Here is an 11,954-nt window from a genome sequence, read left to right on the forward strand (position 1 = left end):
ATACTGCGGCAAAAAAATTGCCTTAGCAATAGCAGATGGTTTATCATATAAATATATGGCTTGTGCAATGGTTTTAAAAGTCTATCCTCATAGTCATTACTTAAAAGTTCCCGGAAAAAGGGTTTTTATTATTGCAAAGAAAGCTTTTTTTTAATTCACATAATGAAAAAAAATAACATATATCACTACAATAAATAAAGTATAAATATTTTATATCTATATTTATTTGTTTATTTTCAATCTATCCTCCATTGCGATGCTAATAATTCTAAATAAAAAAACTACCTTTGTTATTCCAGGCATTGAATATTCCTCCTTTTTTAACCTCATCCTGTAAAAAGACCATTATTTTTCATACAATTTGACTGTAATTAATGGTTCATGGCATTTAGACTTTTAGCTGTTGTCCGAAACAGGCATTTCCATTCCCTTCTTGGAAATGTAATAATGGCCTTTTTCAACGTACTTTCCTTTGCATTACTGGTTAGAATGCTTTCCCTGAGCGCATTTGGGGAATGGGTATTATTTCTGGCCACTTATAATATCCTGGATCAGATACGCACCGCCATGCTGCAATCCGGCATTATCAAGTTCAGCGCAGGAACAGATATTGCTGTCAGCAGGCAGGTAACAGGAGCCGCCTGGTATATTTCCCTGTTGCTCACCTTTTCTTTTATCGTGCTTTCCTTTTTGGTATATGCGATTGCCTATCCCTATTTCAGCGCCACGTGGCACTTCTTCCTGGGCTGGCTCGGAGTGATGACTTTATTTTCGCTGCCTTTTAACTTTGCCACCTGGGTGTTGCAGGCAGCGCACAGGTTTGATAAAATTGTGCAGATACGTATGCTGCAGAACGGGTCTTTCATGGTTTTGCTCGGCGCCCTGTTCTTAATGAAACAGGTAACATTGCACAACGTGTTGTATACTTATTCGCTGTCACTGCTGATTACCAGTATTTACTGCATGATATTCCGGTGGACGGCCTTAACTACGATGGCTGCCAGAACAAAGGCCCAGGCAATAGAATTGTATCATTACGGACGGTTGATAGTAGGCAGTATGGTTTCTTCTGCTTTTTTGAATTACTCCGATAACCTGGTACTCAGAACAATGCTTAATCCCGCTGCCGTAGCGGTTTACAGCATCCCCCAGAAATTCATGGAGGTGATTGAAATTATATTGAGAAGTTTTGTGGCTACTTCGCAACCCACTATTTCTGCTGCCGCCAACCGGAACGACTGGAAAGAAGTATCGCGTGCCTTTTGCCGGTACACCGGTACCGTTACAATTCTGATTCTTCCTTTTGTGATCGGACTGCTTTTATTTACCAAACCCCTGATTCTTTTACTCGCCGCAAAGGCTTATCTGCCGGCTACAGACATTGTACGGATATTCCTGTTTTCGGCCATCCTCTATCCTATCGACCGGTTTATAGGGGTTACCCTGGATATGATCAATAAACCGCTGATTAATTTCTACAAAAATCTTATCAAACTGATACTGAATATTGTGCTGGACGTTGTACTGGTATTGCTTTTTGCAGATATCCGCGCGGTAGCTATCGCTTCTTCCCTGAATCTTTTATTTGCAGTAATCTTCGGATATATCTTCCTGCGGCGTTATCTTCCCGCGGTGAACCTGAAAAGCATATGGCGTTATGGCTGGCTTGAATGCAAAATGTTATTGTCAAAAATAAAACTGTTCCGTTTACAGTATAAATAATCTTCAGTTTATGAAACTCGCTTTTATTATACTGAGTCATAAAAATCCGGCGCAACTATGCCGGTTGCTGAACAGGCTGCAACATCCTGCTATTGATTGCTATATACACCTCGATGCCAAATGTGATATCAATGACTGGCAGGAGGCAATGAATATGCCGCAGGTATATTTTATTGAGAAACGGGTAAATGTTACCTGGGCGGGATATGGAACTATACAGGCAGCATTGAATGGAATTGAATTTATTGCCGGTTCGGGTAACCGGTATGGATTTATTCATCTCATCAGTGCCCAGGATTATCCGCTTACAGATATGAATGTGTACTATGATTTTTTCAACGCTCAGGCAGGACAACAATTCCTGGATCTGCTTCCTGCTGAAGAACTGAAGAAGATGATGCCCAAAATCACCTCTTATCATTTTGAAGATCTGCGGCTGCCGGGGAAATACAGGATCACTGCGTGGATCAACAAAATATTACCTCAAAGACGCCACCCGCTGAACCTGGAAGTGTATGGAGGATCGCTCTGGTGGAGCCTCACACAGGAATGCGCCGAGTGGTGCCTGCATTATATCCAGGATCACCCGGAACTGGAGCGCTTTTACAAATATACCTGGGGAGGAGATGAATTTATTTTCCAGACCGTTATCATGAACGGGCCGTTTAAAAACAGTGTGCAGAATAACTATCAGCGGTATATTGACTGGTCCGAAGGACATGCGCATCCTAAAACATTTGCCATGACCGACCTTTTTGCTATCCTGCAATCCGGTAAATTACTGGCCCGAAAATTTGATATGGATAAAACGCCCGAGCTACTGGATAAGATAGATGCGGCGGCTAACCGCCGATAAAAAAAAGAGAAGGCTGGTCACCGTGAGCAGCCTTCTTCTTTTTTGTACCAACATTCAAAAATCAACCGGCACTTTTTCTCCATAAGGTGTTAAAGCCACCGGTAAAATTGTAAGGCAATATTTCTGCCACCTGGCAATCGAGCGTTTGCAGGAATTTAAGTCGCTTTGTAAGCAGGGAAAAAGGAAATACATCTTCTACAAAATTCGTTTTCGCAAACCTCACTATTTTGAAATCGCTGGCCTGCGCCAGGTCCTGTAAGTCTTTACGCGTAAAAAACTGTACGTGATCCAGGTTATCTGCCTGGGACTGTGCGGTGGTTCCTTTAAAGCCAAGCGCATTTTTTACTTTATTAATGTTCTTCCACAAAACCGGGTTGTTGCGTGCTTTGAGCATGGGTCTTGTTACACACAATTCCCTGGGGCCGTTACCATTCGGAACGGTTACTACCAGCAGGCCATCGTCTTTCAATGATGCGTGGATCGTGTTCAGCAGCAGTTGCGGATGATCCAGGTGCTCCAGTACTTCGCTGCATATTACAGCATCATAGGTTTCGCCCTGGGCAGTAAGCGCTTCCGCGCTGATAGCCGCAAACTTTACGTTGGGATACGTATTGCGCTGCTGGGCAACAGCAATGGTTTTCTCACTGATATCTATCCCCAGCACTTCATATCCAAACTGCCCGAGATGCCGGCTGATAACGCCATTACCACATCCTACATCCAATACCCGGCCTCCATCGGGAATATTACTCTTCAAACTATCCGTTATAAAATTGAGTCTTTTTATATCGGTGATCCGATCATATTCGTAGGTGATTACGGTTTTTGTCATATTGAAATTGATAAAATGTTATTATTTACAAAGCTGTTGATATACCGCCGCAATTTTCTCCGTCATACCAGCCACGTTGAAATTCGCTGCAATGGCAGCTTTAGCATTATTCTGCAAAGTAGTCCTCAATGTATGATCCTTTGCCACCCTCACAATGGCGGCACCCAACGCCGCAGGATTGCCAGATGGCACCAGCAGCCCGTTCTCCCCATCTTTCACCGCTTCTTTTGTACCGTCTACATCGCTGGCAATAACGGCTTTCCCCATTGCCATTGCTTCCAGTACCCCGATGGGGAAGCCTTCCCATAAAGAGGGCAAACAATAAATGTCTCCTGCATGAAGCACCGCGGGTACATCCTGGCGGAAGCCTGCAAATGTTACCTGCTTTTCCACGCCAGCTTCAGCAGCTGCATTTACCGCGGCAGCCATCAGCTCCCCGTCTCCTATCATCAGCAAATGCAGATCCGGCGCCTGTTGCAACGCAGCTGCAAAACCCTTTACCATACACACCGGGTCCTTCTGATAGGTCATGCGTGCAATAAAGCAGATCAGGAGTTTATTTTCCGGGATGCCATATTCCGCCCGCAGATCCGGGTATTGCTGGTCCGGGTTGAACTTCTGCAGGTTTACACCGTTCCGTACCACGATACCGGTAAAGTCCTTAAATGCTTTGATGCCGGTTTGCCGGTTGGATTCCGACACGCAGATATTTACCTGTGTTTTACCTGTAATAAATTTTTCAGCGGCAATGCGCAGGCGTTTAGCCAGCGGATGTAATCCGTCATGAAAAGACCAGCCATGAATAGTATATACCACCGGTAAACCCAGGCGGCGTGCAGCCCACAACACATTTGTGTTTGCACGGGTTCCATGCACATGCACAATATCTATCCGTTGGTCCTGCATGAATTTTTTTACTTTTTTCCAGACGCTGATATCAAATGCTTTCTCACTTTCGATCACAAACACAGGAATATCCATTTTCTGTAAAGCCGTTATCATTGGGCCTTCTGTAAAAGAAAGCACGATGGGATCAAATGCGGATTTATCCAGCGAGGCCACCAGGTCCAGTACGTGACTCTCTCCCCCGCCAATTTTACCCTGGCGGATGGTTTCAAGTACCCGTGTTCTACCATTTGTTTTGCCCATGTTACAATTTTTCAATCCAGCGGCTATACCATAACTGGAAAACCAGCATATTCCATAGTTTCTGATGACTCACCTTGCCACCCGACAAATAAGTTTCCAATAATCCTTCTACGTGAGGTACATTGAAAAGTCCTGATTTGGCGAGGCGCTCACCCGAAAGATAATATTGCATCTGCTCTTTCAACTCATCTTTAAACCATTCCTGTAAAGGAGCAATGAAAGGTCTTTTCGGACGTTCCATTAAGGTTTTGGGAATATACTTATGTACAATAGTTTTCAGTATATACTTATTGATGCCATCTTTTACTTTCAGACTCGCAGGCACTTTTGCAAGGAACTCCACCAAACGGTGATCCAGCATAGGTTCCCGTCCTTCAATACTCACCGACATGGTGGCCCTGTCTACCTTTACCAGGTTATTATCTACCAGGAAAGTTTTATAATCCACCGCCAGCAACCTGTTCAGCGGATCATTCATATTGTCCAGCTCCCCGTTCATATCGAAGTTGGTTTTATAACCATCTGCAGGAACTGCGGTATAATAGTTTACTTCGTTTTCTGTGAGATACTGGCTGATATATTTAAGCGCATGCTGCGGCTTGCCGCTGGCCCATATCAGTTTCATTTTTTCGTACCGGGAAGCAAAATTATATTGCTTGTTAAAGTAAGGGATAATTTCCGGTGATACCACAGACATCGCAGCACTAAGCGTACGCTGTATAGGTTTTGGAAAACTTCCTGTATAACGGAGCGACTGGTTAAACTTATTATATCCGGCAAACACCTCGTCTCCCCCATCAGCAGAGAGTACTACTTTTACTTCCTTGCTGGCAAACCTGCTGACCAGCGTAGTAGGCACGGTAGAATTATCTGCAAATGGTTCATCATATATTTCCGGTAAATGATGCAGTACCTCTTTTGCTTCGTTGGGACCTACTATCCATTCGTGGTGTTCCGTACCCAGGTGCATCGCGATCTTTTTCGCTTCCTTTGATTCGTCCCACTGCGGCTCTTTATAGCCAATGGTGAAGGTTTTGATGCGACTGGAAGTATCGGACTGCAACAGTGCCGCAACGCTGGCGCTATCGTATCCTCCGCTTAAGAAAACTCCCACCGGCACATCAGATACCATACGGTAACCGTAGGCGCTGTGCATCAGTTCTTCCGTGTGTTTGATCACATCGTGTTCAGACAACCCGGTAAGCGGCTGACGATAGGCATCCAGTACGTTCCAGTATTGGACTTCCCGGATTGAAGCATCCCCGAGCGACAACTTCAGGAGATGCCCCGGTTTCAGCTTATGGGTATTCCTGTAAATAGTGTATGGCGCCGGAATGTAGCTGTACTGGAGGAACAGCGACAAACTCTTCTCATCAATTTCTTTCCGGAAAGCCGGGTGTTCACAAATTCCTTTTAACTCTGAGGCAAAAAGCAGGGTGCGGTTGTGCCAGTAATAGTATAAAGGCTTAACACCGGCGCGGTCGCGGAAAAGGGTTACTTCCTCTGCGGTGCGGTCATAAATAACAAAGGCAAACATACCGACGCATTTATCCAGGATCTTTTCCTTCCATTGTGCATAGCCTTTCAGCAACACTTCTGTATCTGCACCGGAATGAAAGTGGTGACCCAGCTTTTCCAGTTCGGTGCGGATCTCTTTAAAGTTATATATTTCTCCATTGAAAATAATGGAATACTGTTCAAAGTGCATTGGCTGGTGCCCGGATTTCGAGAGATCCAGGATCGATAAACGCCGCTGACCGAGGCCAACAGAAGCCTGTGGATGTTCGTACACTTCATAGCCGGCGTCATTTGGCCCGCGGTGTGCCATTACATCTGTCATGCTACGCAGGATGTCTGCGTCTGATTTTTGGGTAAAATCAATAAACCCTGCTATGCCACACATATATTATCTGGTTTAGGGTGTTTAAGATTCCAGAAAATTCCCTTCCAGAATGCATTCATATGAACCGATTCCCTTTTTAATAAAAACTGAACGGTATTTTTGGGAATGGTGAGAAAAATAAAATAAAGCATGAAAAACATCCTGGCAGGAAGCTTTACGTTCCGGCGCATGAATAATATCCTGTTACGTGTAATATAATACGTTTTCAACGGGCTGTTCTTACCGGTGGTCATGGACTCCTTGTGATAGATCAGCGATTTGTACTGATAGTATATTTTATATCCCTGGCGTTTGAATTGTTCGCACCAGTCGAATTCTTCATAATACAGAAAATATACTTCCGGCATCAGGCCCACCTTTGCAAGGGCGCGGGCAGATACCATCATGGCGCCTCCGTGTGCGTAGTGCGTTTCTGATACGGTGTCGTACTGACCCTTATCTTCTTCCCGGCAACCAATCATACTGTTTCTTCCGGTGAGTGTATCCACGGCTTTATACCCGGCATACTCTATTGTTCCTTTCTGAAAAAAATAATGGAACTTGGGGCTTACCACACCGGCATCCGGGTGTTTGGCAAATACTTCCAGCAGGCCTTCTATCAGTCCTTCGGTAAATTCTGTATCATTATTCACCAGGAAAAGATATTCACCGGTGGCGGCTTTGATACCGAGATTATTTCCTCCTGCAAAACCCAGGTTACTTTTGCTTTCGATAACAATAGCAGACGGGTACTCATCCTTTATCGCAGCAACCGGGCTTTCTGCAGAGGCGTTATCCACTACAATGATCTCCAGGTTGGGATAGCTGATCCTGTTAAGGGAGGCCATGAGTTCCACCGTTACCTTAGCATTGTTATAATTAACAGTTATAATCGATACCAGTGGATAATATGTATTACTTTCTGGCTGCATCTAATAAAGGATTATCAATACCTGTTTGGGTATGAGTAGTATGTATAAAAGTTTTATCGGCGCCTTTCAGGCGGAATAACAATAATATCATGATGCCGACAGCGCGTGGTAAGGTAAGCACAGCGGTAAAAAGATATTTTGTAAAGAACTTCCCCGGAATAGGCAACAAAAGACTAAGTATATTCAGTATAAACAACGCTATCCACCAGTAAACAGAAACGGGTATAAAACGTTCCAGCAGGAAGGCCAGTGCTGTGCAAACCGTTAATGCCGCCAATAGCAGCATCCGCGGCAACAGTGCGTTCTGGCACACAGCAAGGTTGAAGTAATTGATATCGCCTTTGAATAAAGCCGACCATCCTTTACTCCAGAATGTGCGCAGGTATACCAGCTGACTGGACATCCAGCGCTTCCGCTGATTTTCAAACACCGCCGCATGCGTAATCTTTTCATCATACACGTAGGCGTCTTCCAGGTATAAAATGCTGTGTCCTTTTGAGATCACCAGCAATTGCAACACTTTATCAAATCCACCGGTAGCCTGTATTTCACTGAGAATTTGTTTGATGAGCGGGTAGTGAAAAGCCATACCCGAACCGATTACCGAAGAAGACAATCCAAGTGCATTGGCGCCTTTGCGGTAAAGGTGATTGGCGATGATTTCATTGGCTGCATCCAGGATGGCAAAAGGAGTGTTCAGATTTTTGGCGACTCTTTGTCCCTGGATGGCGTAATGTCCCTGCTGATAAGCATGATTAATCTTCAAAAGAAAATCTGCTTCCAGCATATTATCTGCATCACAGATAAGGGCCAGGTCATAATTATCTCCCAACCTTTCAAAAGCGGTATTCAGCGATTTAGCTTTGGTACTTTTATCAAACTTTACGGCTATCACATTCACCCCTGTTGCTGCCAGCTCTTCCATCGTCCGTGGCTGCAGTGAATCTGCAATTACCACTACTTCAAACTGCTTTAATGGATAACGCAGGCGGTTATAACTATTTACAGTAGATAAAATAATACTGTCTTCCTTATATGCCGGGATGAGGATTGCAATCCTCGCATAGTTAACAGTTTCTTCATATGCAATTTTCTTTTTCCGGCTCAAACGACCGGCTATGGCTAACAACAGATTGTACAATACACAACCGGCCAGGTAAACAAACAGTATTACTTCTATAATTGTTATCATTATACATTATCTTTTTGTACAAGCGCGAATGGCGTACTTGCCATCAGCCACATATCATACCTGAGCGAGCGTTTATGGGCATAATTAATATCCAGGTCGATCCTTTCTTTCACCGACATATCTTTCTTTCCTCTTTTGCTAACCTGCCATAAACCTGTGATACCGGCCGGAGCAAGGAATCTTTCCACCCATTCGTCTGTAGTGAGCGTGGTAGCTTCATATAAAGGCAAAGGACGGTTACCCACCAGCGACATATCTCCTTTCAGTACATTCAGCAGTTGCGGAATTTCATCCAGACTGGTGTTACGGAGGAAGCTGCCGAGTTTGGTTACCCGCGGATCGTTGGATACTTTTATAAAAACAGGGCCGTCCGTTTGTCCGTCGTACTGATTCAGGTGTTTAATTTTATCCAGCTGCTTATCCGCATCAGGCACCATTGTACGGAACTTATAGAATTTGAAGACGCGGTAATTTCTACCTGCACGTTTGGCAGCGTAGAACACCGGGCCTTTGGATTCCATCCTGATCAGTACCGCGATAGCCAGCAATACGGGGCTCAGCAATATTAAACCACCGCCGGCCAATGCTACATCGAGTGTACGTTTCAGGAAATTACTGTAGAACTTACGGTTGTATAACCGGGTGCGGAGACTGCTGCTTTTATATACCGGGAACGTGCGCATGCGTTTAAACTTGCTCACGATGGCGATTTTGTTACCCAGTACATGCCACGCGTCCATTGTGATGATATCATCAATAAAGGAATGCCTGGTCACCAGTGATTTCAGTTCATCAAATCCTTTTTCTGTGTATACGAAAAAAGGAATGGAGCAAAGAAACTGGTGCGTTTTAAAATAGGCCTCCCACTCTGAAAGGGCCGATTCATAGGCACTGTCGAACCGGTAAATAATGGCTGCCGGCACTTTCTTAAAAACGTGCTGCAACTGGCTGATCACTTTTTGCGCATCCTCTACGTTCTCTGTCACTATGCTTCTGAACTGATTGTTTTCAGTCAGCATTCCCTTATGCGGAGCACCAACAAAAAGCAAAATACTTTCAGCATCCGGTAGTTTGTAAAGCAGGGAGCTTTTACCGGTATCTACTCCTCTGATGCTTTCTACCTGCAGTAAGTTGTGAGTAAAGGTATCCATCGGTTAAAAATTAGTAGTGTATTCGTAGGTGACAATAACATTTATACGGCAGCAGCACTCAATTGTTTCTCCAGTATATAATCCACTTTGTTTAACAATTGCATCGGGTCGAAGGGCTTTTGCAGCACTTCTCTCACATTATTATATTTTGTTGAAAGATCATTTATTTTGTCGGCATAGAATCCTGAAAGCACCACTACCGGCGTATCCTGGTAGAGATAGCTGCCTGACAGGTAATCCAGCAGTTCCCAGCCGTCAATATTGGGCATCTGCAGGTCGGTGATAATCAGATCCGCTTTGTTTCCTTTCAACAGCCAGGTAATAGCTACCAGCCCGTCCTGTGCGGAAACCACCGAATATTCTTTTCCTAAAACTGCCTCCAGCAAATAACGCATCGGCATACTATCATCGATTATTAAAATTTTCTTTTTCATTTATACCTTCTTTACAAACAATTATTAAAACCGTTAATATGGGACACGCAAAAAATTATGCAAGCTCCCGAAGGCCTTTGATGGGATGTGGTCAATTATTAGTCAGGTAAGATACCTTCTGCGGTTTTAACATGGGGATATGAGAGAGGAAAGATGGTTTTTACATTTTTGTTGTTCGTTACCAGATCCGTTATCTGATGAACATGAAGCAAAAGTATTATTTTCAGGATATCATAGATACTTTTTTTGGTAAACGACTTAATTTGGTGGGTAAGTGTTGCAATTTTTACTGTAAACGGTCGGAATGATGTCAATAAAACGATATGAAACAACGATCTAATATAAAAATACAATTGCGTATGATGCAAATTGTGATACTTTTGCATTGAAAACATACGTGTCCCCATAAATGTATTGTCCTCTATGTCGATTTTGTCTGTGATTTTCTGGCTGAGTATTTTTATAGTATGCTATAGTTACGTAGGATATGGTTTCCTCCTTTACCTTGTAATCCGCGTCAAACGGCTATTACAGGGCAAAACCTCCGGAATGGCTGCGCCTTTTGTACCGGATGTTACTTTCCTGGTAGCTGCTTATAATGAAGAAGATTTTATTGCGGAAAAGATAGCCAATAGTCTGTCGATGGATTACCCCGCCGCGAAAATACAGTTCATTTTTGTTACAGATGGTTCTTCCGATAACACCAATGAAATCATTTCGCAGCATCCACGGATCACCTTATTGTATGATCCGCAGCGCAAAGGAAAAATGGCCGCAGTAAACCGTGCCATGGCATCAGTTACCACTCCTTTTGTAGTGCTGTCTGACGCCAATACCCTGCTGAACCCCGCAGCTGTATCCCTGCTCATGCAACACTTTGCAGATGACCAGGTGGGCGTGGTCGCCGGCGAAAAGAAAGTGATGGCTACCACCGGTGGCGCGGAGGCCGAGGGCGAGGGCATGTACTGGAAATATGAGTCATTACTGAAAAAATGGGATGCAGAATTATATAGCGTGATGGGCGCCGCCGGCGAACTCATAGCTATCCGTACTGCACTCTATGAACAGCCACTGGAAGATACCATACTGGATGATTTCATGATTTCATTCAAAATTAACATGAAAGGTTACCGGGTGATGTATGAACCTGCCGCTTATGCAATGGAAACCTCGTCGGCCTCCCTTCAGGAAGAGTATAAGCGCAAGGTAAGGATCAGTGCAGGTGGTTTTCAGTCGATGGGCCGGTTGCTCCCCCTGTTAAATCCTTTCAGATACCCAAAAATTACGTGGCAGTATGTGTCCCACCGGGTACTCCGCTGGACGCTTGCGCCTTTATCCCTGTTACTGGCGCTGGTTTCCAATATTCTTCTTATCCTGTTCAATGGTGGTATTATATATATAGTTACCGGCGTATTACAGCTGCTTTTCTATATGGCCGCATTTACCGGTTACTTACTTGCCCAAAAACAGATCAAAGCCAAATATTTCTATATCCCTTTTTACTTTGTATTCATGAACGTGGCCGTTTACATCGGTTGCATCCGCTTCTTCAGGAAACGGCAATCCGCTGTATGGGAACGGGCACAACGTAGTATTGCTGTTCAATAATGAGGGCGCCGGTTTATTTCACCCGACAAAAATTTGCGTTTACCAGCAAAAAAACGCCGTTTGCAAAAAAAAACTTAATATATAGCTACAGTTATTTACTTTAGTGGTGAATATATAAAACCAATTGTAGAATCATTTTTGTCACAAATGAGCTGAGAATACAAATACACCATCAGTGAATTGATGATTTACCTAC

At 43.9% G+C, this 11,954-nt stretch carries 10 protein-coding genes; 3 read left to right on the forward strand and 7 right to left on the reverse strand.

Annotated features, from left to right (window positions below):
* Window positions 1–381 precede the first annotated feature (381 nt).
* Both B5Z18_RS00215 and B5Z18_RS00220 read left to right on the forward strand, forming a co-directional pair.
* Window positions 382–1,722 carry a lipopolysaccharide biosynthesis protein gene (locus tag B5Z18_RS00215; protein ID WP_079467411.1) on the forward strand — a complete coding sequence of 447 codons (1,341 nt, stop codon included), beginning with the start codon at window positions 382–384 and terminating at the stop codon, window positions 1,720–1,722.
* Between the two features lie 10 nt (window positions 1,723–1,732).
* Window positions 1,733–2,578: a beta-1,6-N-acetylglucosaminyltransferase gene (locus B5Z18_RS00220; RefSeq protein ID WP_079467412.1), complete on the forward strand. Its 846-nt coding sequence runs from the start codon at window positions 1,733–1,735 to the stop codon at window positions 2,576–2,578.
* 61 nt (window positions 2,579–2,639) lie between these two features.
* Here the strand turns inward: B5Z18_RS00220 and B5Z18_RS00225 are convergent, their stop codons facing one another.
* The 7 genes from B5Z18_RS00225 to B5Z18_RS00255 are packed head-to-tail and all read right to left on the reverse strand — an operon-like array spanning window position 2,640 to window position 10,150.
* Window positions 2,640–3,410: a class I SAM-dependent methyltransferase gene (locus tag B5Z18_RS00225; protein WP_079467413.1), complete on the reverse strand. Its 771-nt coding sequence runs from the start codon at window positions 3,408–3,410 to the stop codon at window positions 2,640–2,642.
* A 21-nt stretch (window positions 3,411–3,431) separates the two neighbouring features.
* Window positions 3,432–4,559 carry a glycosyltransferase family 4 protein gene (locus B5Z18_RS00230; protein WP_079467414.1) on the reverse strand — a complete coding sequence of 376 codons (1,128 nt, stop codon included), beginning with the start codon at window positions 4,557–4,559 and terminating at the stop codon, window positions 3,432–3,434.
* 1 nt (window position 4,560) lies between these two features.
* Window positions 4,561–6,462, reverse strand: a complete 1,902-nt coding sequence (asnB, locus tag B5Z18_RS00235; RefSeq protein ID WP_079467415.1) for an asparagine synthase (glutamine-hydrolyzing) — start codon at window positions 6,460–6,462, stop codon at window positions 4,561–4,563.
* Complete coding sequence (locus tag B5Z18_RS00240; RefSeq protein ID WP_079467416.1) at window positions 6,450–7,373, reverse strand: glycosyltransferase family 2 protein; 924 nt, start codon at window positions 7,371–7,373, stop codon at window positions 6,450–6,452. The genes asnB and B5Z18_RS00240 overlap by 13 nt, the downstream gene beginning before the upstream one ends.
* Window positions 7,357–8,565: a glycosyltransferase family 2 protein gene (locus B5Z18_RS00245; protein ID WP_079467417.1), complete on the reverse strand. Its 1,209-nt coding sequence runs from the start codon at window positions 8,563–8,565 to the stop codon at window positions 7,357–7,359. The genes B5Z18_RS00240 and B5Z18_RS00245 overlap by 17 nt, the downstream gene beginning before the upstream one ends.
* Window positions 8,565–9,716 (reverse strand): sugar transferase, encoded by a 1,152-nt coding sequence (locus B5Z18_RS00250; protein ID WP_200817178.1) that lies wholly within the window; start codon window positions 9,714–9,716, stop codon window positions 8,565–8,567. The genes B5Z18_RS00245 and B5Z18_RS00250 overlap by 1 nt, the downstream gene beginning before the upstream one ends.
* 41 nt (window positions 9,717–9,757) lie before the next feature.
* Window positions 9,758–10,150, reverse strand: a complete 393-nt coding sequence (locus tag B5Z18_RS00255) for a response regulator (RefSeq protein ID WP_079467418.1) — start codon at window positions 10,148–10,150, stop codon at window positions 9,758–9,760.
* 423 nt (window positions 10,151–10,573) lie between these two features.
* Between B5Z18_RS00255 and B5Z18_RS00265 the strand changes: the two genes are divergently transcribed.
* Window positions 10,574–11,758 (forward strand): glycosyltransferase family 2 protein, encoded by a 1,185-nt coding sequence (locus tag B5Z18_RS00265; RefSeq protein ID WP_200817179.1) that lies wholly within the window; start codon window positions 10,574–10,576, stop codon window positions 11,756–11,758.
* Window positions 11,759–11,954: the final 196 nt, after the last annotated feature.

The sequence above is a fragment of the Chitinophaga ginsengisegetis genome (genome assembly GCF_900168065.1).
GTDB lineage: Bacteria > Bacteroidota > Bacteroidia > Chitinophagales > Chitinophagaceae > Chitinophaga > Chitinophaga ginsengisegetis.